Genomic DNA, 22,665 nt, shown 5'->3' on the forward strand with positions numbered 1-22,665 from the left:
AAGCCCGCACGCGCACCGCCCTCGACGAGGCGCTCAAACAAGCTATTGACCACATTACCGAGTCCGATGCCAAAAGCTGGTTCCAGCTCTGCGGTTATACCCTACATTAATTCGACAACCGCGCTAGCACTTACAGCGCGCATTCTTTGCGCGAGCAAACTCTTCATGTTCCTTGCCCATCGTCATCCAGTCGAATCGACCATGAACATAGGTCCGGAAGAATTTCCATGACATCGCACGATGCGCTTAAATAAACAGATCTGACAGTTTGATGCTGAAAAGTTACTGCACTCTTCGAGGCATATCGGACCGCCTAGAGGTTACACAGTCGTTTCTTTGGCGCATTACTGTCTCTGCGCTAAAATGCCAACTTGGCAGTGCTCGTTTCTATGTGATTCGAATTGAAGAGCTGTGTTAGCTTTTTATTTAATCTTGGTCAACTTTCGCAGCCAACCATCTTGTTGTTAGCGGGAAAGCTTCGGTGCGGAGCTTGTTCTAGAAAACTTCCGAAACGTGAAGTGCGTCCATTAGAAGGCCGATCGGCTGAAATATGCAAAATAGCAAGTTTATTCCTGTTCCCCGCACTGCACTGCAGCTTGGAAAGCCGCTCGCGCGTTCGATATATAGCGCCACAGGCGACCTTCTGCTATCACAAGGTTATGTTCTAGAAACAGAGGCTCAGATCGAATCCCTTCTCGAAAGTGGTTTTTTCAAACCTGGTACGGCGGGGGCAGCGGATCCGTTAATACAAGACACTAATGTGGTTCAAACGCGTGGACTGGGAAATGCCAGCACTGAGAATGAAGAAGCAAAGGAGCAAAGGGAGCAAAAAGTTGCGATGGATGAAGTACGTTGGCAAATCGGCGAGACCTTCTTCCTTCATCAGCAAGGTTCTGCCGTTCGCTATACTGCTCGGTTCATCGGATATATCAAAAATCGCACGGTACTTGTAACAATGCCACTTGTTGACGACAAGTATGTTTTAATCAGGGAAGGCCAGATGTTTATTGTCCGAGCCTTCTCTGGCAAAAAGGCTTATGCGTTCAGCGCACTTGTAAACAAGTCTGTACACACCCCACATCCTTACTTACATCTATCCTATCCCCGCGAACTTAGTTGTGCCACGATTCGCCACCGTGCGCGCATTCCTGTGAATGTTATCGCTAGTGTCAGTATCGAAGGATCTTCCGAGCCATGTAGCGCAGTCATTTTAGACATGAGTTTGGGGGGCGCCTCGGCAATTATCAAGTACCCATACGGCGAACTTGGTCAGAATGGGCGTATCAAGTTCAAGATCAATGCGGTGGGTGAAACAGTACTTATGGATATTAAGACAATACTGCGCTCAGTTGCTCCCGTTGAAGCGGGTAACGGATGCCGCCATGGATATGAGTTCGTCGACTTGTCTACTCATGATCGCTTGGTACTGTCTGCATTCTTCCACCAAGCCGAGGTTGAAAGATAACTGCTAGCGACAGACCGCCATCATTGAATCAGCAATCTGCTTCTGGTGCTTCGCCCGTTCGGGAAGCTGCGCACGACGCGACATGTCAAGCACCCCCCTGCGCACCAGAAGTCGTCGCAGTGCACGATGCGCACCTTCCGACTCAGGCTTTCCGTCAATAAAAGAATCCATGGCGGCCAGTGCTACATCATCCATTTCATCTTCATTCAACCCGTGATAAATAACCGTTGCCAACGTTTCGATTGACCGTCCGTTTGGATCGACCAGTTTGTCGTTATGTTTTTCAAGGACGATGCGGACATCGTCAGCAGTAATTCCAAAAGCCATTTGCAGCGGCATAAGAGCCTCCAATTCTCTACACAAGATTCTTGTGCAACTAGTGTGAAAAGATCATATCGCTCCGCATTACCTCGGGGCATAGGACAGACTCTTGTGATGATGTAGGAAAATATGAGGTGAACCGTAAGCTTTCCCAACCTCATTTTCGGGAGAACCCGAAAAATTTTGAAGATGGCGTTTGGATATTCGGGGGACGCCTACACCCCATTCAGAACCGTGCATTCACGAGTGATAGCTCTGCCAAGTATCGAGTAGGAACCCATCCCGAGTTGATGCGACTGCCCTACTGATTATGGTCCGCTTCCGGCTTGTCAGTCACGCTCGCTGCGGCGCCTAGTGAACCAAGTGTTGCCTCCTGAGGTCGAACATCTATGGATGAAGATGCACTCCAAGCTATACCGTACTAATCGGGAGAGGCTCGTGAAATTTGGAAACATTTCGCAAATCAATAGAGCGCGTACAAAATATTCGTTGAATGTCCCGATACTTTTATGGGTAGGCGGTCTCGGTGCGTTCTGGACAAGTGTGGCCTACTTCTTTCTCGGTTAGCATTTTTGCGTACCGCTGAACACATCTAAAACACGCCAGTAATTCGTCGCCGTCAGTTATCCGGGGACAAAGATGAGCTTGAACAAGTACGATTTCGACGTCCATCGACAGGCCAAGAAAATGCGTGCCTTGAAGATCGATTTCATCATCATCGTTATGAGTTTGCTTCTGGGCATCTGGATGATGACTGACCATCCACCGCCAGCGGCAAATGCGCCAGCCTTTCATAAAGCCAGCGCGGTCGAAAGAAATATCGACGCACGTAACGTCCAAGAAGTTTTGGCACGCTCTACACCCTGACAACTGATTTCTGCACGACTTAGAAAGTCGCACGCGCCGCGCATATCTAGAAACCAAAAAGGGTTAGATCTTTCGATCTAACCCTTCATGATGTATGGTGCGGCTGGCAGGAATCGAACCCACGACCCCTTGGTTCGTAGCCAAGTACTCTATCCAGCTGAGCTACAGCCGCGAAGCAGCAATTGTATCATCATTCCGAGCCAAGTGGAAATACAGCGACCGCCCTGCCCTACAGGTAATCTTTGAGGCAACTATTAACCACATTTCAATGCTTGCGTTTGTAGAGATCGTGCCCTGCTTCATCAATCTGCCGCCTAAGAGTCTGACGCTCTTCCGGAGTCAGTCGACCTTGCCGCTCATTTGACGCTGAAGCGCCCCGTTGATCTGGTGCCTGACTGCTCTCGGCACGAGAGTTTCGCGCATCGCTTTCAAAGCGACCATTCTCGACCGTAGCCGGTCTACGCGGCTCAGGGACACGATCGTTCTGCGCATGAACACTCATATCTCCTGCGAATAGCGCCAAGACGAGAACGAGCGTATCCAGCAGTTGTTTCATGAGCCTTTCTTTCCGAATAAGCGATGGCCGCGAGAGCACGGATAAAGCTAGTGTATGACGACCAACCCAGAGCCCGAAGCCGAATCCCGTAAAGTATGTAACACTTTGTAATGCCTTGCAGTGCTGGCCGACTGATGAAAGCGACAGACGTTACCATAGCAAAATGAATACGACAAACTCCCCCGGCAAAGCGCCTGCCCAACAGGCCAAGATACTTGTAGTAGATGACGATATCCGGCTCCGCGACCTGCTACGGCGCTATCTGACGGAACAGGGCTTCCAGGTCGTCACTGCAGAAAATGCGCAAGCAATGAACAAGCTCTGGTTGCGTGAGCGATACGACATGCTGGTTTTGGACCTGATGCTTCCTGGTGAAGATGGCTTGTCGATTTGCCGAAGGCTGCGCGGTGCGGGCGATCAGACACCGATCATCATGCTTACCGCCAAAGGGGAGGATGTCGACCGTATCGTCGGTTTGGAAATGGGTGCGGACGATTACCTTCCAAAACCTTTCAATCCACGCGAACTGGTCGCCCGTATCAGCGCGGTGTTAAGACGACGTGGCCCGGAGGAGGCGCCTGGAGCGCCGTCCGAAACACCACAAACATTCAGCTTCGGTGATTTCATTCTCGATCTTGGTACACGTACGCTGAAGAAAAACGGCCAGAACGTGCCCCTGACCACTGGTGAGTTTTCGGTATTAAAGGTATTCGCACGTCATGCGCGGCAGCCGCTGTCCCGAGAAAAGCTGATGGAAATGGCGAGAGGGAGGGAATACGAGGTTTTCGATCGCAGTCTTGACGTGCAAATTTCGCGCTTGCGCAAACTGATCGAACCTGATCCCTCGAACCCTCTGTATATCCAGACTGTGTGGGGCCTTGGCTACGTGTTCATTCCTGAAGGTCAGCCGCGCTGAGCACTGACATCCTGACACGCATGCTTCCGATTTCCGGGCGTTTCGCCTGGCTCCGCAGCGGCCTTTACTGGCGCACCTTCTTCATACTCGCCTGTCTGATTGCGGCGAGCATGGCGGTATGGGTTGAAAGTTTTCGTATTGTCGAACGCACGCCACGCGCTGAACAGATTGCCGCTCAAATCGCATCGATTGTGACGATTACACGTTCTGCTCTACTTCATTCGGCACCAGGTCAGCGGCGTGAGCTGCTCTTCGACCTTGCGAGCAACGAAGGCATTCGTGTTTATCCACGCGAGTCCACAGACAAGATCACGCCGCCCGAAGACAGCACCCTGATGCCTTTGGTCCAGGAGGCGCTGCGCTCGCGCCTCGGCATCGAAACCCGTTTTGCCGGCACCGTGAATGATATTCCTGGATTCTGGATCAGCTTCACCATCGACGACGACGACTACTGGCTCACGCTGGACCGCGAACGCGTCGAGCGCACTTCCGGCATACAGTGGCTGGGCTGGGTAGCGGCGACACTTCTGCTATCGCTGCTGGTCGCCGCGCTGATCAGTCGCCTGATCAATCTGCCGCTTGCACGACTGACGCAAGCCACGCGCGCGATCGGCCGCGGACAGCAGCCCGATCCGCTGCCCGAACGCGGTCCGACCGAGATACGAGAAGCAAACAGCAGCTTCAACCAGATGGTGCTCGACCTGAAACGTGTCGAATCCGACCGCGCACTGATCCTTGCAGGCATTTCGCACGACTTGCGCACGCCGATTTCGCGCATGCTGCTCGAGGTGGAAATGGCTGATCTGCCTCCGGAGGCGCGTAGTGGGATGCAATCCGACCTCGCACAGATGGACGCGATCATTGGTCAATTCCTCGACTACGCGAAACCGGCAAACAGCGAACGCTTTGTGGCGGTGGACCTGAGCGGGATGGTAGTCGACGTTTCGCGCGAGACAGCGCGTCTGCCGGACGTGGAAATCACGAATGACATTGCCGCTGAAATCGAAGTGCTTGGCAATCCGATCGATCTGCGCAGGCTGATCAACAACCTGGTTGAAAACGCGCGGCGTTACGGCAAGACTCCGGGCAGCGATCAAGCCCAGATTCATATCCGTTGCCGACGCGAAGGCGACCGAGCCATGCTCGAAGTCGGCGACCACGGCAGCGGCGTGCCGGAAAGTGAAATGGATTACCTGTTACGCCCCTTTACCCGCCGCGACAGTGCGCGCAGCCAGGCCAATGGCGCCGGGCTCGGACTTGCGATCGTCAAGCGCGTCGTGCAGCGCCATGGGGCCACGCTGTCGCTGAGCAATCGGGAAGGCGGCGGCTTGATTATCCGCATTTTCTTTCCGCCGCTGGCCACCGTGAAGCACGGATTCAGCGCCGGTACAGCAGCGTGACCGCTTCCGCAGCGATGCCTTCCTCGCGTCCGAGATAGCCAAGGCGTTCATTGGTTTTCGCCTTGATATTCACCTGAGTGGGTGCGAGTCCGAGATCGGCGGCGACATTAGCGATCATGGATGGGATGTGCGGCGCCATCTTTGGCGCTTGCGCGATGATAGTGGCATCGATGTTCGCAATCAGATAACCCGCCTCTCGCACCCGCGCAGCAGCCTCGCGCAGCAAAACACGTGAATCAGCGCCCTTGAATTCCTTCGCGGTGTCAGGGAAATGGCGGCCGATGTCGCCAAGCGCGGCAGCCCCGAACAGTGCATCCGTGACGGCATGCAGCAATACATCGGCATCGGAATGCCCGAGCAAGCCGGTGACATGGAGAATCTCAACGCCACCGATGATCAGCTTGCGGCCTGGCACCAGCGCATGGCAGTCATAGCCTTGCCCGATGCGAAACGGAGGAAGCTCAGTCATGCAGGCCTTTCAGATATAGCTCGGCGAGCGGCAGATCGCTCGGATGGGTGATCTTGATGTTGCGCGCGCTGCCGGCGACCATGCGCGGCGCAAGGCCCAGGGCTTCGATTGCGCTGGCTTCATCAGTGACGTCGGCAGCCTGTTCCAAGGCCTTGCGCAGCAGGCCGTAGCGAAACATCTGCGGTGTTTGCGCCGCCCACAATCCATCACGCGGCACCGTTTCCTGCGCCCGTCGTTCGTCATCGACACGCTTGAGCGTATCGACCACCGGCATTGCGAACAGGCCGCCAACGGGGTCTTCACTCAACTCGGCCAGCAGTCTGTCTATCATCGCAACGGTAAGGCCTGGCCGGGCCGCATCGTGTACCAGCACCCATTCGTCGTCAGCGATCTGAGGCCGCATCGCGAGCAAGCCGTTCAATACGGTCTCACGACGCGACGCGCCGCCATCACGCACGATGGTGACGCGACCCGCAAGCGAAGGTCCGCAGCCCATCATGTCATCGACATGGGGATCGGCGCCGCTGACGATGGCAAAGGTATGGGTAATCGCTGGGCAAGCGGCAAAGGTATCAAGCACATGCCGCAGCATGGGCTTGCCGGCCACATGCCCGTATTGCTTGGGCATGGCGCCGCCCATCCGCGCGCCGATGCCGGCAGCAGGGATCAAGGCAAAATAACGCGGAGGAATCATGAGTGGCGGAGATGATGCCGGGCAAACATCGCCGGCGGGAGGGTTCGGCTATAATCGCACCTTGCATTTTTGATGTCAATTCAGCCGCCAGCCGCGCCCTTCTTTCGGCATGCGAGTCGCCACTTCCCGATGTCATTCGACCTGAACACATTTCTCCCCAAACAGGGCACACGCTTTTCCATGCCCGCGGTTCACGGCTCTGCCGATGCCTATGTGCTCGCCCGCGTCGCGGGGCAATTGAAGAAGCAGGACAAGATGCTTGCCATTGTGGTGGCCAACGCCAGCGATGCGCAGCGCCTGCTTGCTGAAATTCCCTGGTTCGGCAACGAAGATCAGCCTGCGCTGCGCTGCCATCTTCTGCCCGATTGGGAAACCCTGCCCTACGATGCCTTCTCGCCACACCAAGACCTGGTGTCGGAAAGGCTCGCCACGCTGCATGAAGTGCGCAATGGTCATTGCGATGTGCTCATCGTCCCGGCAACCACGGCCTTGTACCGCATGGCGCCGCCGTCCTTTCTTGCCGCTTACACCTTCTTCTTCAAGCAAGGCGAAGCGCTCGATGAGGCAAAGCTCCGGGCGCAACTTACGCTGGCCGGCTACACCCATGTGACGCAGGTGATGTCCCCGGGCGAATATTCGGTGCGGGGCGGGCTCATCGATCTGTTTCCGATGGGCGCGGCCCTGCCCTATCGCATCGACCTGTTCGGCGACACCATCGAGACCATACGCACCTTCGATGCGGATACCCAGCGCTCGCTCTACCCGGTGCGCGAAGTGCGCCTGCTGCCGGGTCGTGAATTTCCGATGGATGACGCCGCGCGCACTGCGTTCCGTGGCCGCTGGCGTGAGCGCTTCGAAGGCGATCCGTCACGCTCGCCGATTTACAAGGACATCGGCAACGGCATCGCTTCCGCAGGAATCGAATATTACCTACCGCTGTTTTTCGAAGAGACCGCGACGCTGTTCTCGTATCTGCCCGATGACGCCGCGATCGCGATGATTGGCGACATCGATGGCGCGGTTCAGCGCTTCTGGAACGACACCAAGTCGCGCCACAATTTCCTGAAGCATGATCGAGAGCGGCCCTTGCTCGAGCCTGCGGAACTGTTCCTGAGCGGCGAGGAATTCTTTACTGCGGCCAAGCCGCATGCCCGCCTTGCCTTGCAGGCTGGAGATGCGCCTTCGGAAATGTCGTCATCGCTGCCGGATATCGCGGTCAATCGCCGGCGCGAGGACCCGATTGCAACACTGCGCGCCTATCTGCAAAGGACCGGCTGCCGCGTCATGATCTGCGCCGATTCCAGCGGTCGCAGGGAAACCTTGCAGGCCTATTTCACTGAATACGGCCTGCCGCTGGCGTTGTGCGAGGGCTACCAGGATTTCCTTACCGCGTCCGCACCAGTGATGTTGGGCGTGTCGCCACTGTATGCCGGCTTCGAATTGACGCAGGAAGCTGGTTGCCTGGCTTTCATTACCGAAAACGAGCTGTATGCCGGCAGTGGCCGACGCGCTGGCAAGAAACGCCAGGAGACCGCGACCCAGGTCGATGCGATGGTGCGCGACCTGTCCGAGCTAAAGATCGGCGACCCAGTCGTCCATGTGAATCACGGTATCGGCCGCTACATGGGCCTGATCACGATGGACCTCGGCGAAGGCGAGATGGAGTTTCTGCATCTTGAATATGCAAAGGACACCAAGCTGTATGTGCCGGTATCGCAGCTGCATGTGATCTCACGCTACTCCGGCGCCTCGCCGGAGGACGCGCCGCTGCACACCCTCGGTTCGGGCCAATGGGAAAAGGCCAAGCGCCGCGCGGCCCAACAGGTGCGCGACACCGCGGCCGAACTGCTGAACCTGTACGCCCGCCGTGCAGCGCGCCAGGGTCATGCATTCCAGTATTCCTTCAACGACTATGAGGCTTTTGCTGAGAGCTTCGGCTTCGATGAAACGCCGGACCAGGCGGCTGCGATCAATGCGGTCATCAATGACATGACCAGCGGCCGACCGATGGACAGGTTGATCTGCGGCGACGTCGGCTTCGGCAAGACCGAGGTCGCGCTACGCGCCGCCTTCGTTGCCGTCATGGGCGGCAAGCAGGTCGCGATTCTGGCGCCGACGACACTGCTGGCCGAACAGCATGCGCAGACCTTCGCCGACCGCTTCGCCGACTGGCCGGTCAGAATTGCCGAGCTGTCGCGCTTTCGCAGCGCAAAGGAAGTGTCGCAAGCGATCAAGGGCATGGCCGATGGCACCATCGATGTCGTGATCGGCACGCACAAGCTGTTGTCGGGCGACGTGAAGTTCTCGCGCCTTGGTCTGGTGATCATCGACGAGGAGCATCGCTTTGGCGTGCGCCAGAAGGAAGCGCTGAAGGCGCTGCGCGCCGAGGTCGATGTGCTCACGCTGACCGCCACGCCGATTCCACGCACGCTGGGCATGGCGTTGGAAGGCTTGCGCGACTTTTCCGTCATCGCCACCGCGCCGCAGAAGCGTCTCGCGATCAAGACTTTCGTACGTAGCGAATCGGAATCGGTAATTCGCGAAGCCTGCCTGAGGGAATTGAAGCGCGGCGGCCAGGTCTATTTCCTGCACAACGAAGTGGAAACCATAGAGAACCGCAAGGCCATGCTGGAAGCGCTGATGCCCGAGGCGCGCATTGCCGTGGCGCATGGACAGATGCATGAGCGCGACCTGGAAAAGGTCATGCGCGACTTTGTGTCGCAACGCTTCAACATCCTCTTGTGCACCACCATCATCGAGACCGGCATCGATGTGCCGACCGCCAATACCATCGTGATGCATCGCGCCGACAAGTTCGGCCTGGCGCAGCTGCATCAGCTGCGTGGACGTGTCGGACGCTCGCATCACCAGGCCTATGCCTATCTGCTGGTTTCCGATGTGCAGTCGCTATCGAAGCAGGCGCAGCGCCGGCTGGATGCGATCCAGCAGATGGAAGAACTCGGCAGCGGCTTTTATCTGGCCATGCATGACCTCGAGATACGCGGTGCCGGTGAAGTGCTCGGCGAGAGCCAGTCCGGCGAAATGCAGGAAGTTGGCTTCCAGATGTATTCCGACATGCTCAATGAAGCAGTGCGCGCGCTGAAGAATGGCAAGGAGCCAGATCTTGCCGCCCCGCTGTCTTCCACCACCGAGATCAATCTTCATGTGCCGGCGCTGCTGCCCAACGAGTTCTGCGGCGATGTGCATGAGCGGCTGTCTCTGTACAAGCGCTTTGCCAATTGCGAGACGCAGGAAGACATCGACCATCTGCAGGAAGAGCTGATCGACCGCTTCGGCAAGCTGCCCGACCCGGCGCGCGCATTGATCGAAACGCACCGGCTTCGCATCACTGCCAAGCCGCTGGGCATCGTCAAGATTGATGCGCATGCGGAATCGGCGCTGCTGCAATTCCAGCCGGATCCGCCCATTGATGCGATGCGCATTATCGAGCTTGTGCAAAAGAACCGGCATATTCGGCTCAACGGCCAGGACAAGCTGCGCATCACCGCGAACATGCCGGATCTTCCTGCCCGCGTACAGCAGCTCAAGTCCACGCTGCGCTCGCTGGCCGCCTGACACTTCCATCTTCCCAACCGACCAATGAACCTGATTCTGCAAAGCCGCACCGCGGAGCGCTCCGCCATCGAGAACATCGCAGCAAAAGCGCACGCCATGCGCATCGAAGCGATTCATGCGCACGCGTGGCGCTGCGTCGAAGTTGATCCGGGATCGAAGGAAGCCGTGGAAGCGGCCAGCCTGAAAGCCGGCGTCGACGCCACCTTCATCCGCGCCGGCATGCGGATGTCGGACTTCGGCCTGGTCGCCATGGACATGGATTCCACCGCGATCACGATCGAATGCATCGACGAGATCGCCGACATGCAGGGCTTGAAGCCGCAGGTCGCGCAGATCACCGAAGCGGCGATGCGTGGCGAAATCGAATTCCGTGAAAGCCTGACGCGGCGAGTTGCTCTTCTGGAAGGGCTCGACGCTGGCGCGCTGCAGCGGGTCTATGACGAGCGCCTGCACTTGTCGCCCGGCCTGGAAACCATGCTTGCCACGGCACGCGCGGTTGGCTGGAAAACCCTGCTGGTGTCGGGCGGCTTTACGTTCTTTACCGACCGTGTCCGTGAACGGCTGGGCCTGGACTACAGCCATTCGAACCGGCTCGAGATTGTCGATGGCAAGCTCACTGGCCGGGTCATCGGCGACATCGTCGATGCTGAGGAAAAACGCCGCACCGTCGAGCGGGTCTGTTCAGAACTCGATATGCCGACCTCCCGCGCCATTGTTATGGGCGACGGGGCGAACGATCTGAAAATGATGGCCGTCGCCGGCCTTTCGGTTGCCTATCGCGCCAAGCCCATTGTGCGGGCTCAGGCCGACGTCGCCTTGAATTTCTCCGGTCTGGACGGCATCTTGGCCCTGTTCGAGCAATAGTGCTGAACGTTTCCGCGGAAAGGAAAACCGTCATGGCTCAGGAACTGGTATTCGACGACTATCTGCAATCGCGCAAAGACCTCGCCTGGTGGCTTTACCTTTTCCACGCCGCGAGCCTGGTGTTCTCCCTCGGCGCATTCTCGTGGATACCGCTGATCATCAGTTACCTGAAGCGACCTGACACCGCCGGCACCTTTGTCTATAGCCACCACAGCTGGCAGATACGCTCGTTCTGGTGGTACCTGGTCTGGGCCGTGATCGGCGGTGCGCTGTGCGCTACCGTCGTGCTTTTGCCGCTTGGACTGATCATTCTCGGCCTTGCCTGGCTCTGGAAAGCTTATCGCTTGCTCAAGGGCTTTTTCGCCCTGAATGACAACCGGCCGATGCCAATGTGAAATTGTTAAGCGAGAAGAACATCATTTGCCCGCCCTGTGGCTGTTGCATTTAGAATAAATAACATTTTTGCAACTAATTCGCGCGCATCCTTAGCCTACCTTTCCCTTGGGTAGGTTTTTCACCTCGGTGATGCGCGTCACCGGGAAGCCAAACAGATGGTCTTCGATTTTCGCGGCAAGAGGCGCGCCGACAGCGGCGCGAATGGCATGGAACCGGCACGACGCCTGTCTCACGGTGCCATCGACTCACACGGCATGCTGCATCGCTGCCACGCGCAGGCGATATACAAGCAGTTGCACACCATGTTTCAGGAATGCTTCATTGGCCGGCGCAGAGAGCTGTCTCTGCGCCGAGAAGCAGGTCAGGCACAGTTCCATGCCGAACATGATCCACTGACCGGCCTGCTGAATCGTGATGCCTTTTTACGGCGACTGAATGAAGCCTTGAATCTCGCGCAGCAAGGGGGCGAGCGTGTCGCACTCGCCGTGCTGGACATCGACCGCTTCCGCACCTGGAACGAAGCACTCGGCCATGTCGCCGGTGATCAACTGCTTCGCCTGACGGCACAGCGGATGCAGGCATCGCTGCCGCCCGGAGTATTGCTTGCGCGTACCGGAGGTAATGAATTTGCCGCCTTGCTCGACGACGCGAAAACGCCGCAGCCCATGGTCAGGGCTCGCGCGCTGCTGGATGCGCTGCGCCAGGAATGCACGATCGCCGGAACGCTGGTTCAGCTGAGCGCTCGCATAGGCTTAAGCGTTTTCCCCGAAGATGCCAGTGACTGCGGCGAACTGTTGCGGCAAGCGATGGGGGCATTGCGTGATGCCAAGACCGCCGGGCGCGAACGCTTGCGGCGTCATGCTCCTGCCGCCGCAACCCGCACCGTGGCCTCTGCAGCGCTGGAAAGCAGCCTGCGCCATGCGGCACAGCGCGGCGAGCTCGAATTGCACTATCAGGCCAAGGTGGATGCACGCAGTCATCGCGTCAGCGGCTGTGAAGCGTTGCTGCGCTGGCGCCATCCCGAGCAGGGATTGATGTTGCCCGAGCGCTTTATTCCGCTGGCTGAGGAAACCGGTCTGATTGTTCCACTGACACGGTGGGTGTTGCATACCGCGTGTAGCCAGATGCAGCGCTGGCAAGCTGTGGGACTCGTGCCTGGACATGTGGCAGTCAATCTTTCTGCCGGACCCTTCATCGAGGCCGCTCTGCTCGACGATGTGCGCGAAGTGTTGACGGAAACCGGCATGGATCCAACGCTGCTGGAACTGGAAATCACGGAAAGCATGATGATGGGCTGCGCCGCAGAGTCGCGCGCCATCCTTATCGGATTGAAGACTCTCGGCGTGCGTATCGCCATCGATGATTTCGGCATCGGTTATTCATCACTGTCGCAGTTGAAGAACCTGCCGGTAGACATCATCAAGATGGACCGCTCTTTCATCAACGACGTGCCTGGGGATCGGGTCGATGAAGCGATTGCCACCGCAATCATTGCCATGGGCAAGAGCCTGCGCGCCGCCGTCGTGGCCGAAGGCGTGGAAGCGGTGGAACAACTTGATTTCCTGCGAGGGCTTGGCTGCGATCAGATTCAGGGCTACTACTTCAGCAAGCCATTGCCAGCGGTGGAATTTGAGGAACTGCTGCGCAGCGAGCTCATGCGCGGGGCGAAGTAAAAATTACTAGGCGGCCTCTTTACCCTGATGAATGCAGACTGCGCGGCGCGCTTCATCTAACGTCGAGCATCACACTTGGGTTACCGGCTCCGGGGGATCCGCCTGAGATCGAGCAGGCGCGTGGGCGGCGCCCATCCTACGCCGCTACGCCGTCGTCTCGCAAGATTCGGACGCCTTCACTTTCCGTTCAGGCAAGCTGCTCCAGGGCGCGCTCGATATCGGCAAGCAGATCCACCGGGTCTTCGAGTCCGATGTAAAAACGCACCAGTTGCCCACGGTGCGGCCAGTTTCTGCGTAGACCTGTCATCCGGTACGGCACGGCGAGGCTGGCACTGCCACCCCAGCTATAGCCGATGCCGAACAGCTCCAGGCTGTCGATGAAGCGGTCAACCTGCTCTTCGCTGTAGCACGCATTGAACACGATGGAGAACAGGCCGCCGGCCCCGCTGAAATCCCGCCGCCACAGCGCATGGCCCGGGCAATCCTCAAAGCCCGGATGCAGTACCGCGGCCACTTCCGGCCGGGTCTTCAGCCAGGCCGCCACTTGTAGCGCATGCCGGTCATGCGCTTCGAAGCGCAGTTTCAGTGTTGGCAGGCCACGCAGCACCAGATAAGCATCGTCAGCACCAACCCCGTATCCGAGCCGCATATGCGCGGCCTCGAGCCTGCGATGCAGTTCACGGTCGCGGGTGATCACCGCGCCCATCAACACATCCGATCCGCCGGATTGGTACTTTGTCAGCGCCTGCATCGAGATGTCGCAGCCATGATCGAACGCAGTGAAAGCAATGCCGGCAGACCAGGTATTGTCGATCGCAACCAGCACGCCGGCCGCATGCGCCGCATGGCAGATTGCCGGGATGTCGGGCACCTCCATCGACACGGAGCCCGGCGCTTCAGTCCAGATCAGGCGGGTGTTCGGCTGAATGAGAGCGGCAATGCGTTCCCCGATCAGCGGGTCGTAATAGCGCACCGAAATGCCAAAGGCTTGCGACAGCCAGTTGCCGAGTTCACGGCTCGGGTTATAGACGTTATCCGGCAGCAGCACATCGTCGCCGGACGACAGCAGGGCCAGATCGACCATCGCGATCGCGGCCAGGCCGCTCGGCGCCAGCACGCAGTGATGGCCGCCTTCGATTTCGGCCAGACGCGCTTCGAGCGTGAAGGTCGTCGGCGTGCCATGCAGGCCATAGGTGTAGCCACTCTTGTCCTGCCAGTTGCGCGAGCGCAGCGCGGCTACGTTCTCGAACAGCACGGTAGAAGCATGATGGATCGCGGTCGGAAACGCTTCGAAGCCGGCCGGCGCGGTGTAGTCGCTGTGTATCAGCGCGGTCTGCAGGGACTTGTCGCGTTGCTCCATCTGCGCTCCTGGTCAATGTGCCGGTTTCATCGCGATCGACTCGACCGCCTTGAGGCTGAAGGGTTTGCTGAGCTTGCCATCGCCCGAAGTCCAGGTGCCGGTTACAGTATCGCCATGCTGGCTGCCCTGCCATTGTCCGGAAACATCGACGCCGTTTTCCGACTCCTCCATCAGCAGCACATCGTCCTCGGTTTCACCAGCCAGCACGATCCGGCCGCTGCGACCAAAGGCGAAATACTCACCTTCCAGGCCTTCGTCCGGATCGGACTTCGGCTGCAGGCGCATCTGTATCTGCGCATCGCCAAGCGTGCCGCGCAGCACTACCGGATGCGAGAAGATGCCGTTGGCGGCATCGGACGCGAATACCGCGGGCGTAACGACGCCGAGCGCCAAGACAAAAACGATGCCGCGCAAGCGCCGCATCATGCCTTGCCCCATAGGTCATGCGCATCAGCAGCGGTAATGCTGACATCGGCAAACTCACCGACCTTCAGCTTCAGATGCGGCTCATACGGCGCCTTCACATGCACCACGCCATCGATCTCGGGCGCATCCGCGGCCGAGCGGCCCGTGCCGTTGCCGGCGCGATCAACTTCATCGATCAGCACGCGGAGGGTCTTGCCTATCTTCCGCTGCAGGCGTTCGCGCGAAATGCGCTCCTGCAGCTGCATCACGCGGCCGCGACGCTCCTCGCGCACTTCCTCGGGAACCGGGTTGGCCAATGCATTGGCGGTGGCGCCTTCGACCGGCGAATAGGCGAAGCAACCGAGCCTGTCGATCTGCGCCTCTTCCAGGAAGTCGAGCAGATACTGAAATTCCTCTTCCGTCTCGCCGGGGAAGCCGGCAATGAACGTAGAGCGAATCGTAATTTCGGGACAGAGTTCGCGCCATGCGCGGATGCGCTCGATATTCTTCTCGCCGTTGGCGGGCCGCTTCATGCGCTTCAACACATCCGGATGCGCATGCTGCAGCGGCACGTCCAGGTAAGGCAATACATGTCCGCCATTCATCAGCGGAATCACCGCATCCACATGCGGATACGGATAGACGTAGTGCAGCCGCACCCAGGCGCCATACGACTTCGCCAGTTCGCCGAGCGCTTCCACGAGTTGCGTCATGTGCGTCTTGATCGGCTTGCCGTTCCAGAAGCCAGTACGGAATTTGACATCGACGCCATAGGCGCTGGTGTCCTGCGAGATCACCAGCAATTCCTTCACGCCCGACTTGAACAGGTTTTCCGCTTCGAGCATCACCTCGGCAACCGGGCGCGACACCAGGTCGCCGCGCATCGACGGAATGATGCAGAAGCTGCAGCGGTGATTGCAGCCTTCGGAAATCTTCAGGTAGGCGTAATGCTTGGGTGTGAGCTTGATGCCCTGTGCCGGCACCAGGTCGATGAAGGGCTCATGCGGCTTGGGCAGATGCAGATGCACCGCGTCCATCACTTCGCCAAGCGCATGCGGACCAGTTACGGCCAGCACTTTCGGATGCGCCTTGGTCACGATGTCTTCGCCGCCGGCATCCTTCTTCACGCCCAGGCAGCCGGTGACGATGACCTTGCCGTTCTCGTTCAGTGCCTCGCCGATGGCATCCAGCGACTCCTGCACGGCGGCATCGATGAAGCCGCAGGTATTGACGATCACGAGGTCCGCGCCATCATAGGATTTGGCGGTCTCGTACCCTTCTGCGCGCAATTGCGTGAGGATCTGCTCGGAATCGACCAGCGCCTTGGGACAACCGAGGGAAACGAAGCCAACCTTCGGGGTTGGCGAGGAAACAATGGCCATGGGGGAGTATGCGGGAAGCGGGTGAAAAAGAGTCCGCTATTGTACCCGCAAGCCCATGTTCGCTGCGCCGACCGCTATTTGTCCTTGTTCTCGTTAGCGCCTGTCGTGCCGAAGGGGAAAGTGCCGAACATGGACTTGGTCTGGTTCTGCATCTGCTCCTGCATCTGGATGAACAGCATCTTGCTCTGTTCGATGTAGTTGCTCATCATGCCCTGCATGATCGGCCCCTGTACGCTCATGAACTGGGTCCACATTTCCGGGCTGAACGGTTTGCCTTCGTAAAGGCCCTTCGAGTTCTCGGTCAGCTTGTTCTGGATATCGATGAAAGCCTGGATATTCTTCTCCAGGTAGGAGCCCATCATGCCCTGCATCGCGTGGCCGTAGTAGCGGATGATCTGCGACAGCGCGCCGCTCGAAAACATCGGCACGCCATTGGATTCTTCTTCCAGGATGATCTGCAGCAGGATGCTGCGCGTTAAGTCTTCCTCGGTCTTGGCATCGACAACGGTGAACTCTTCGTTGTTGAGCACCAGCTGCTTCACATCGGCGAGCGTGATATAGGAACTGGTCTGAGTGTCGTAGAGACGGCGGTTCGGGTATTTCTTGATCAGGCGTTCCGCCGTCTTCTTGGCGCTGTTCATTGAATAAGCCACTTTGATACGCTCTTTCTCTCGCTGTATGCCGCTTGCGGACATTGGCCGCCCGCTATCGAATGGAGACCCTGTCGGCCCGGAAAATCAAAGGTTTATACCGTCTTCCCGGGCCCGCGTCCAGTGTTTTCAGCCCACTGCCATCAGGCTGCCTTCGCCTTGACATAGCGTCCCGGCGCCGGCTCGGTGGGCGCGTACTTCGCATTGCCGTACTTGCGCGGCGCGCTCGTTTCACCGCCGCCGTTTTCGGCCAGGAATCGCGCCCATTCAACCCACCAGCTTCCCGGCCTTTCTTCCGCCGAAGCCTTCCAGGCCTGCGCATCACCTGCGCCCTGCGGCGCCACCCAGTAACTGCGCTTGTTCTTCGACGCCGGATTGATCACGCCGGCTATATGACCGGACGCACCGAGCACGAAGCGGTTGTTTTCCGGCTTGCCGGGATTGATCAGATTCACACTGGCATAGGCGGCGGTCCAGGGCACGATGTGATCTTCCCTGGAGCCATAGATGAAGGCCGGTACATCGATGCGACCAAGATCGACCTTTTGTCCGGCCACGGTAAGCTTGCCCGGTTCGCGCAGGTTGTTCTCGAGATACATGTTGCGCAGGTAGTAGCAGAACATTGGCCCTGGCAGATTGGTTGCGTCGGCGTTCCAGTACAGCAGGTCGAATGCGGGCGGCTTGATGCCCTTCAGATAGCCCTGCTCGACATAGTTCCACACCAGGTCATTCGGCCGCAGGCTTGAAAATGCCGCGGTGAAATCCCGGCCCGGCATCAGACCATCCTTGCCGATCGACGCCTCACGCCGCGCGACCTGTGCTTCATCGATATACACCTCGAGCACGCCTGGATCGGAATAGTCGAGCAAGGTGGTCAGCAGGGTCAGGCTGGCCACCGGATTTTCGCCGCGCGCCTTGAGCACTGACAGCGCGGTCGAGATGATGGTGCCGCCCACGCAGAAGCCGAGCGCGTTGACCTGATCCTGCCCGGTGATGGCGCGCGCAACTTCCAGCGCCCGGATCGGTCCCTTTTCGATGTAATCGTCCCAGCCTGCATTACCCAATTCGGGACCGGGATTGACCCAGCTCATCAGGAACACCGTGTGGCCCTGCTCCACTGCATAGCGCACCAGCGAATTCGCGGGCTGCAGGTCCATGATGTAGTACTTGTTGATGCATGGCGGCACCATTAGCAGCGGCCGCTTGTAGACGGTCTTTGTCAGCGGCTTGTACTGGATCAGCTGGAACAGCTCGTTCTCGAACACCACGGCGCCTTCGGTGGTCGCAACATTCACGCCGACCTCGAAGGCGGTTTCATCCGACTGCGAAATGCGACCCTTCTGCATGTCGGCCAGCATCAGCGCAATGCCGTGCACCAGGCTTTCGCCCCTGGTTTCAATGAGCTTCTTCTGCGCTTCAGGATTGGTGACGAGGAAATTCGACGGCGACATCGCATCGATAGCCTGCTGCACCGCGAAGCGTATCTTCTGCCGGATCTTTCCGGTGGCCTTGACCGAGTCGACCATGGCCATCAGGAAACGCGCGTTGAGCAGGTAGGCAGCGGCGTTGAAGGCGTACAGCGAATTGGCTTGCCAGGCTTCGCCGTTGAAACGCTTGTCGCGGATTTCCGGCGGCTTCGCGGAAGCCATGGTCTGCCACAGTTCGCCGAACTGCTTCACATAATCGGCCTGCAGCTTGGTCAGCGTATCCGGCTCGATCAGCATCGCCAGGTCCTGCGATAGCGGTGGCGGCATCATGGCGCCATTGGCGAACTGCGAAAACTGCGTGATGTTCGGTTGCTTCAGCAAGTCCTGCCAGGCATTCGGATCGGCCATCTTCGCCAGCCATGCCGTGCCTGCATCCTGCATCGTCTGCGTCTTCATGCTTGACCCTCGTTTTTCGCGTATGGTTTATGGCTTTAACTCATCGACGCATGCGGGAATACCATGCTCATTGTCGCCATCGGCTGGATTTATGTAGTGCTCATGATGTCGGTCGCGGAAGACACCGCAGTGGCCGGCGTCATGACGTTCGTGTTCTATGGAGTGGTGCCGGTGGCGGTTCTCTTATACCTCAGCGGCTCAGGGCAGCGCAAGCGCAGGCGCGCCGCCCGGGAAGCCGAGCAGCGCCTTGCTTTGACGCAGTCCAAGGAAGATCCAGGTCAGAATGCGCGACCAGGTACGTGAAGTTTGGGAATCAGGAAATCCATGCGGCAGAAGAAAGCCTCTTACGCTTCGCCCGGTATCCAGATCAGCGTAGCCATGCGGCCGGTGACGCGGTCGCGGCGATAGGAATAGAAGCGGTCTTGCTCGGCAACGGTGCAGAATCCGCCACCGCTGATGCGTTCAACCCCGGACGCCTTTAGCGCCAGGCGCGCAAGGGCATAGATATCGGCCAGGAACTTGCCGCCTTCCCTCCGCTGAAAAGCCGTAGCCGCGCGGGCATCCTTCGCCGTGTAGGCTTCGCGCACTTCAGCGCCGACCTCAAACTGTTCAGGGCCGATCGCCGGTCCAAGCCAGGCCATCAACTCGGTGGCGCCCGCTTCGCGCATGCGGCGCACGGTATTCTGCAATATGCCAGCCGCCAATCCGCGCCAGCCGCCATGCGCAGCGGCAACGACCTTGCCGGACACATCGCAGAGCAGCACCGGCAGGCAATCCGCGGTCAGCACCGCGCAAACGACGTCGGGCTGATTGGTGAAGCTGGCATCGGCTTCAGGCACGCCGTCGACCTTCGCCGCATCGACGACTTCCGCGCCATGCACCTGGGAAAGCCATACCGGATCCGATGGCAACAACGAACGCAGCAGCACGCGGTTACGCTCGACATGCTCGCGGTCATCGCCTACATGGCCGCCGAGATTCAGCCCCGGTCCGCCAGCCCCATCGCCATATGCGCCGACGCTGACGCCGCCGGCGCGCGTGGTCGACAACGCGCCTACGGTCGGCGCAGCGCCCTGCCATTCGGGAAGAATGACATCGATCACACCGCCTCCTCGGGAACCGCTATGCCTGCGCGCAGCAGCAGCTGGGCGAAATCCTGCGGCGGCGGAGCGGTCCATGCGCACTCGGTGCCAGTTTGCGGATGAATCAGACCGAGTCGAAACGCATGCAGCGCCTGGCGAGGAAATACCGCGGCGAGATGCGGCTTGCCATACAGCGCATCGCCGACCAGCGCAAAGCCCAGCGACTGCATATGAACGCGAATCTGGTGGGTACGCCCGGTTTCCAGCTGGCATTGCAACAGGCTCACCGGCTTGCCATCGATCATGCCTGTTGCCAGGCGTCGATAATGCGTCAGCGCCGGCTTCGCACTCAAGTTGTTCAGCACCGCCATGCGTATGCGTTCGCGCGGATGACGACCGATTGCGGCATCAACCTTGCCCGATACATTCGGCGTGCCCCATACAAGCGCCAGATAAGTGCGGGAAACGCTGCGCGCCTGCAACTGGCGCACCAGCTCAGTTTGCGCCTCGATGGTTTTGGCCACGACCATCAGGCCGCTGGTGTCCTTGTCCAGCCGATGCACGATGCCCGCTCGCGGCACAGCGCCGATGCCGGGATAGCGATGCAGCAATCCGTTTTGCAGCGTGCCGGACCAGTTGCCCGCGCCCGGATGCACAACGAGCCCGGCGGGTTTGTTGATGACAGCAATGGCCTTGTCTTCATACACCACGTCGAGCTCGATTGCCTCCGGCTGATACGCGTTGGCATCCGCTGCGGCCTGCGGGCTAACCAGCAGCGTCTCGTCGCCATACATGGTGTCCTTGGATCGGGCCGGCTTGCCACTGACCAGCACATGGCCTTCCTCGATCCATTGCTGTATGCGGCTGCGCGAGAATTGCGGCAGGCGCGAAGTCAGCACCTTGTCCAGGCGCAAACCGCAGTCGCTGGTATCAAGCTTCAATTCGATCGGGCTGCTTTCGGCCGCCTCTTCAATATCATCGTCAGCCTCGAAGGCAAGGGCTTCCGAAATCAGTTCTTCATCTGGCGGCACGTCAATTCCCATCGGCTATAATCTGCGATCCGTCAGTTTCCCCGTCATGTGAGTCCCATGTACAAGCACTCGTTCAAGGCCCTGTTGATCGCTTTCATGCTGTCTTTGTCGGCCTGCAGTTTACTTCAAATGGACCCGATCGACGAAACCCGCGACTGGTCGGCGTCGAAACTCTATTCGGAAGCCAAGGATGAACTGAACGCCGGCGGCTACGACAAGTCGATTCAGTATTTCGAAAAACTCGAGTCGCGCTATCCGTTCGGCACCTATGCGCAGCAGGCGCAAATGGAAATCGCCTATGCCCATTACCGCCAGGGCGACCAGGCGCAGGCGCTGGCCGCGGTGGAGCGTTTCATCAAGCTGCATCCGAACCATCCGAACGTCGACTACATGTATTACCTGCGCGGCCTGATCAATTTCAATGACAAGCTCAGCATCTTCGATTTCATCGCGCACCAGGACTTGACCGAGCGCGACCCGAAGGCCGCGCGTGACGCCTTCGATTCCTTCAAGACCTTGATCGAGCGCTTCCCCAACAGCAAGTATTCGGCAGATGCGCGTGATCGCCTGGCTTATCTGGTCAACGCGATGGCGCAGCATGATGTGCATGTGGCCGACTATTATTTCCGCCGTGGCGCCTATCTCGCCGCCGCGAATCGCGCGCAGGTGGTCGTAAAGGATTACAGCCAGACGCCGGTGGTGGAAGATGCGCTGGTCATCATGGTGCGTTCCTACGACGCGCTCGGCATGCCGGAATTGCGCGACGATGCCAAGCGGGTGCTCAAGACCAACTTCCCCAACAGCGATCTGCTTGCCAGCGGCGGACGTCGCAAGGATAAGAATCCCTGGTGGAAATTGTGGTAATCGCAGCGCGGCGCTTCAGCCGCGCCTGAACACCCAGCGATTGCTGTCTGAGGCCGCCGCATCGAAGGCATACCCTTCGGCATTGAATGCCTTCAGGTCTTCCGGATGCTCGATGCCACGCTCGGCCGCATGGCGCGCCATCAGGCCCCGGGCGCGTTTGGCGTGAAAGGAAATGATCTTGTACACGCCGTTCTTGCGCTCCTCGAAAACCGGGGTAATCACTGGCACCGGCAGCAGTTCCGTCCGAACCGCCTTGAAGTACTCCTCCGAAGCCAGATTGATCAGCGCACCCGCTTCCACCGCGTGTACATCCTCAACGATCCTGTCGGTGATGCGACGCCCCCACCAGGCATACAGCGAATCGCCGCGCGCGGTTTTCAGCCGCGTGCCCATTTCGAGGCGGTATGGCTGCATCAGGTCCAGGGGACGCAGCAGTCCGTACAGCCCGGAAAGAATGCGCAGGCGCGACTGCAGGTAGCGCATTGCCTTCGCATCCAGCGACTTCGCCTGCAGACCTTCATACACATCGCCGTTGAAGGCGAGTACCGCCTGGCGCGCATTGGCCGTGTCGAAATGCGGGGACCAGGCGGCATAGCGTTCATGGTTCAGCGCGGCGAGCGGGTCGGAGATCTTCATCAGGCTGGCGATTTGCGCCGGCGAGTGGCGGCGCAGCACGTCGATCAGCGCGGCGGATTCATCGATGAAATCGGGAGTGGTGTGCAGCTCGGCAGTAACCGGAGACGCATAGTCCAGCGACTTCGCTGGCGACAGGACGATCAGCATGGTAAAACAATTTCCTTGGAAAAACGGT

The 22,665-nt window shown here is 58.9% G+C and carries 22 protein-coding genes and 1 tRNA gene; 10 read left to right on the forward strand and 13 right to left on the reverse strand.

All coding sequences use genetic code 11. The features are described 5' to 3' along the window. The first annotated feature begins 550 nt into the window (after positions 1 to 550). The gene (locus JJB74_RS16510; RefSeq protein ID WP_200593490.1) at positions 551 to 1,465 is read left to right on the forward strand and encodes a flagellar brake protein; all 915 of its coding nucleotides are present in this window, start codon (positions 551 to 553) and stop codon (positions 1,463 to 1,465) included. Positions 1,466 to 1,468: 3 nt separating this feature from the next. On the opposite strand, the gene JJB74_RS16515 is transcribed toward JJB74_RS16510, so the two are convergent. Then, complete coding sequence (locus tag JJB74_RS16515; protein WP_200593492.1) at positions 1,469 to 1,804, reverse strand: hypothetical protein; 336 nt, start codon at positions 1,802 to 1,804, stop codon at positions 1,469 to 1,471. A 621-nt stretch (positions 1,805 to 2,425) separates the two neighbouring features. On the opposite strand from JJB74_RS16515, the gene JJB74_RS16520 reads away from it, so the two are divergent. Then, positions 2,426 to 2,653, forward strand: coding sequence for a hypothetical protein (locus JJB74_RS16520; protein ID WP_200593494.1), 228 nt, complete (start codon positions 2,426 to 2,428; stop codon positions 2,651 to 2,653). 95 nt (positions 2,654 to 2,748) lie between these two features. Here JJB74_RS16520 and JJB74_RS16525 read toward each other — a convergent pair. Together JJB74_RS16525 and JJB74_RS16530 are read right to left on the reverse strand one after the other, a co-directional pair. Continuing rightward, positions 2,749 to 2,825: transfer RNA gene (locus JJB74_RS16525), tRNA-Arg, on the reverse strand. A 93-nt stretch (positions 2,826 to 2,918) separates the two neighbouring features. After that, positions 2,919 to 3,209, reverse strand: coding sequence for a hypothetical protein (locus JJB74_RS16530; protein WP_200593495.1), 291 nt, complete (start codon positions 3,207 to 3,209; stop codon positions 2,919 to 2,921). Between the two features lie 163 nt (positions 3,210 to 3,372). On the opposite strand from JJB74_RS16530, the gene ompR reads away from it, so the two are divergent. Beyond that, on the forward strand, positions 3,373 to 4,125 hold the full coding sequence (ompR, locus tag JJB74_RS16535) for an osmolarity response regulator transcription factor OmpR (RefSeq protein WP_200593497.1): 753 nt from the start codon (positions 3,373 to 3,375) through the stop codon (positions 4,123 to 4,125). 20 nt (positions 4,126 to 4,145) lie between these two features. After that, on the forward strand, positions 4,146 to 5,525 hold the full coding sequence (locus tag JJB74_RS16540) for a sensor histidine kinase (RefSeq protein ID WP_200593499.1): 1,380 nt from the start codon (positions 4,146 to 4,148) through the stop codon (positions 5,523 to 5,525). On the opposite strand, the gene ispF is transcribed toward JJB74_RS16540, so the two are convergent. Further along, positions 5,503 to 5,994 (reverse strand): 2-C-methyl-D-erythritol 2,4-cyclodiphosphate synthase, encoded by a 492-nt coding sequence (gene ispF / locus JJB74_RS16545; protein WP_200593500.1) that lies wholly within the window; start codon positions 5,992 to 5,994, stop codon positions 5,503 to 5,505. The genes JJB74_RS16540 and ispF overlap by 23 nt on opposite strands. Then, on the reverse strand, positions 5,987 to 6,688 hold the full coding sequence (ispD, locus tag JJB74_RS16550) for a 2-C-methyl-D-erythritol 4-phosphate cytidylyltransferase (RefSeq protein WP_200593502.1): 702 nt from the start codon (positions 6,686 to 6,688) through the stop codon (positions 5,987 to 5,989). The genes ispF and ispD overlap by 8 nt, the downstream gene beginning before the upstream one ends. Before the next feature lie 129 nt (positions 6,689 to 6,817). Here ispD and mfd point away from each other — a divergent pair, with 129 nt between their 5' ends. From mfd to JJB74_RS16570, 4 genes are all read left to right on the forward strand, one after another. Further along, positions 6,818 to 10,264, forward strand: a complete 3,447-nt coding sequence (gene mfd, locus JJB74_RS16555; protein WP_200593504.1) for a transcription-repair coupling factor — start codon at positions 6,818 to 6,820, stop codon at positions 10,262 to 10,264. A 24-nt stretch (positions 10,265 to 10,288) separates the two neighbouring features. Next, complete coding sequence (serB, locus tag JJB74_RS16560) at positions 10,289 to 11,128, forward strand: phosphoserine phosphatase SerB (RefSeq protein ID WP_200593506.1); 840 nt, start codon at positions 10,289 to 10,291, stop codon at positions 11,126 to 11,128. A 32-nt stretch (positions 11,129 to 11,160) separates the two neighbouring features. Beyond that, positions 11,161 to 11,523 carry a DUF4870 family protein gene (locus tag JJB74_RS16565; protein WP_200593508.1) on the forward strand — a complete coding sequence of 121 codons (363 nt, stop codon included), beginning with the start codon at positions 11,161 to 11,163 and terminating at the stop codon, positions 11,521 to 11,523. Between the two features lie 156 nt (positions 11,524 to 11,679). Beyond that, on the forward strand, positions 11,680 to 13,197 hold the full coding sequence (locus JJB74_RS16570; RefSeq protein WP_200593510.1) for a putative bifunctional diguanylate cyclase/phosphodiesterase: 1,518 nt from the start codon (positions 11,680 to 11,682) through the stop codon (positions 13,195 to 13,197). A 187-nt stretch (positions 13,198 to 13,384) separates the two neighbouring features. On the opposite strand, the gene JJB74_RS16575 is transcribed toward JJB74_RS16570, so the two are convergent. The 5 genes from JJB74_RS16575 to phaC form a co-directional block, all read right to left on the reverse strand. Beyond that, positions 13,385 to 14,557, reverse strand: coding sequence for a cystathionine beta-lyase (locus JJB74_RS16575; RefSeq protein ID WP_200593512.1), 1,173 nt, complete (start codon positions 14,555 to 14,557; stop codon positions 13,385 to 13,387). A 12-nt stretch (positions 14,558 to 14,569) separates the two neighbouring features. Beyond that, the gene (locus JJB74_RS16580; RefSeq protein WP_200593514.1) at positions 14,570 to 14,983 is read right to left on the reverse strand and encodes a hypothetical protein; all 414 of its coding nucleotides are present in this window, start codon (positions 14,981 to 14,983) and stop codon (positions 14,570 to 14,572) included. Then, positions 14,980 to 16,344, reverse strand: coding sequence for a 30S ribosomal protein S12 methylthiotransferase RimO (gene rimO / locus JJB74_RS16585; protein WP_200593516.1), 1,365 nt, complete (start codon positions 16,342 to 16,344; stop codon positions 14,980 to 14,982). The genes JJB74_RS16580 and rimO overlap by 4 nt, the downstream gene beginning before the upstream one ends. Positions 16,345 to 16,418: 74 nt before the next feature. Next, complete coding sequence (gene phaR, locus JJB74_RS16590; RefSeq protein ID WP_200593518.1) at positions 16,419 to 16,985, reverse strand: polyhydroxyalkanoate synthesis repressor PhaR; 567 nt, start codon at positions 16,983 to 16,985, stop codon at positions 16,419 to 16,421. A 152-nt stretch (positions 16,986 to 17,137) separates the two neighbouring features. Beyond that, the gene (gene phaC / locus JJB74_RS16595; RefSeq protein WP_200593520.1) at positions 17,138 to 18,877 is read right to left on the reverse strand and encodes a class I poly(R)-hydroxyalkanoic acid synthase; all 1,740 of its coding nucleotides are present in this window, start codon (positions 18,875 to 18,877) and stop codon (positions 17,138 to 17,140) included. A gap of 63 nt (positions 18,878 to 18,940) precedes the next feature. Here phaC and JJB74_RS16600 point away from each other — a divergent pair, with 63 nt between their 5' ends. Beyond that, complete coding sequence (locus JJB74_RS16600) at positions 18,941 to 19,180, forward strand: hypothetical protein (protein WP_200593522.1); 240 nt, start codon at positions 18,941 to 18,943, stop codon at positions 19,178 to 19,180. 41 nt (positions 19,181 to 19,221) lie between these two features. Here JJB74_RS16600 and pgeF read toward each other — a convergent pair whose 3' ends face one another. Both pgeF and JJB74_RS16610 read right to left on the reverse strand, forming a co-directional pair. Beyond that, positions 19,222 to 19,977 carry a peptidoglycan editing factor PgeF gene (pgeF, locus tag JJB74_RS16605; RefSeq protein WP_200594007.1) on the reverse strand — a complete coding sequence of 252 codons (756 nt, stop codon included), beginning with the start codon at positions 19,975 to 19,977 and terminating at the stop codon, positions 19,222 to 19,224. Beyond that, positions 19,977 to 21,002 (reverse strand): RluA family pseudouridine synthase, encoded by a 1,026-nt coding sequence (locus JJB74_RS16610; protein WP_200593524.1) that lies wholly within the window; start codon positions 21,000 to 21,002, stop codon positions 19,977 to 19,979. The genes pgeF and JJB74_RS16610 overlap by 1 nt, the downstream gene beginning before the upstream one ends. A 45-nt stretch (positions 21,003 to 21,047) precedes the next feature. Between JJB74_RS16610 and JJB74_RS16615 the strand changes: the two genes are divergently transcribed. After that, a complete protein-coding gene (locus tag JJB74_RS16615; RefSeq protein ID WP_200593526.1) occupies positions 21,048 to 21,854 on the forward strand; it encodes an outer membrane protein assembly factor BamD in 807 nt (268 codons plus the stop codon). Positions 21,855 to 21,869: 15 nt separating this feature from the next. Here JJB74_RS16615 and yaaA read toward each other — a convergent pair whose 3' ends face one another. Next, positions 21,870 to 22,637 (reverse strand): peroxide stress protein YaaA, encoded by a 768-nt coding sequence (gene yaaA, locus JJB74_RS16620; protein WP_200593528.1) that lies wholly within the window; start codon positions 22,635 to 22,637, stop codon positions 21,870 to 21,872. Positions 22,638 to 22,665: the final 28 nt, after the last annotated feature.

The organism is Noviherbaspirillum pedocola, from assembly GCF_016632335.1.
GTDB classification, from domain to species: Bacteria; Pseudomonadota; Gammaproteobacteria; order Burkholderiales; family Burkholderiaceae_D; genus Noviherbaspirillum_A; species Noviherbaspirillum_A pedocola.

Bases quoted from the DNA above. Each gene is read 5' to 3' on its own strand.
- serB (WP_200593506.1), top strand. From the start codon at position 10,289: ATGAACCTGATTCTGCAAAGCCGCACCGCGGAGCGCTCCGCCATCGAG.
- ispF (WP_200593500.1), bottom strand. From the start codon at position 5,994: ATGACTGAGCTTCCTCCGTTTCGCATCGGGCAAGGCTATGACTGCCAT.
- JJB74_RS16510 (WP_200593490.1), top strand. From the start codon at position 551: ATGCAAAATAGCAAGTTTATTCCTGTTCCCCGCACTGCACTGCAGCTT.
- phaR (WP_200593518.1), bottom strand. From the start codon at position 16,985: ATGAACAGCGCCAAGAAGACGGCGGAACGCCTGATCAAGAAATACCCG.
- JJB74_RS16520 (WP_200593494.1), top strand. From the start codon at position 2,426: ATGAGCTTGAACAAGTACGATTTCGACGTCCATCGACAGGCCAAGAAA.
- JJB74_RS16530 (WP_200593495.1), bottom strand. From the start codon at position 3,209: ATGAAACAACTGCTGGATACGCTCGTTCTCGTCTTGGCGCTATTCGCA.
- JJB74_RS16570 (WP_200593510.1), top strand. From the start codon at position 11,680: ATGGTCTTCGATTTTCGCGGCAAGAGGCGCGCCGACAGCGGCGCGAAT.
- yaaA (WP_200593528.1), bottom strand. From the start codon at position 22,637: ATGCTGATCGTCCTGTCGCCAGCGAAGTCGCTGGACTATGCGTCTCCG.
- JJB74_RS16615 (WP_200593526.1), top strand. From the start codon at position 21,048: ATGTACAAGCACTCGTTCAAGGCCCTGTTGATCGCTTTCATGCTGTCT.
- mfd (WP_200593504.1), top strand. From the start codon at position 6,818: ATGTCATTCGACCTGAACACATTTCTCCCCAAACAGGGCACACGCTTT.
- ompR (WP_200593497.1), top strand. From the start codon at position 3,373: ATGAATACGACAAACTCCCCCGGCAAAGCGCCTGCCCAACAGGCCAAG.
- JJB74_RS16580 (WP_200593514.1), bottom strand. From the start codon at position 14,983: ATGATGCGGCGCTTGCGCGGCATCGTTTTTGTCTTGGCGCTCGGCGTC.
- JJB74_RS16610 (WP_200593524.1), bottom strand. From the start codon at position 21,002: ATGGGAATTGACGTGCCGCCAGATGAAGAACTGATTTCGGAAGCCCTT.
- JJB74_RS16515 (WP_200593492.1), bottom strand. From the start codon at position 1,804: ATGCCGCTGCAAATGGCTTTTGGAATTACTGCTGACGATGTCCGCATC.
- JJB74_RS16565 (WP_200593508.1), top strand. From the start codon at position 11,161: ATGGCTCAGGAACTGGTATTCGACGACTATCTGCAATCGCGCAAAGAC.
- ispD (WP_200593502.1), bottom strand. From the start codon at position 6,688: ATGATTCCTCCGCGTTATTTTGCCTTGATCCCTGCTGCCGGCATCGGC.
- rimO (WP_200593516.1), bottom strand. From the start codon at position 16,344: ATGGCCATTGTTTCCTCGCCAACCCCGAAGGTTGGCTTCGTTTCCCTC.
- JJB74_RS16575 (WP_200593512.1), bottom strand. From the start codon at position 14,557: ATGGAGCAACGCGACAAGTCCCTGCAGACCGCGCTGATACACAGCGAC.
- JJB74_RS16600 (WP_200593522.1), top strand. From the start codon at position 18,941: ATGCTCATTGTCGCCATCGGCTGGATTTATGTAGTGCTCATGATGTCG.
- JJB74_RS16540 (WP_200593499.1), top strand. From the start codon at position 4,146: ATGCTTCCGATTTCCGGGCGTTTCGCCTGGCTCCGCAGCGGCCTTTAC.
- phaC (WP_200593520.1), bottom strand. From the start codon at position 18,877: ATGAAGACGCAGACGATGCAGGATGCAGGCACGGCATGGCTGGCGAAG.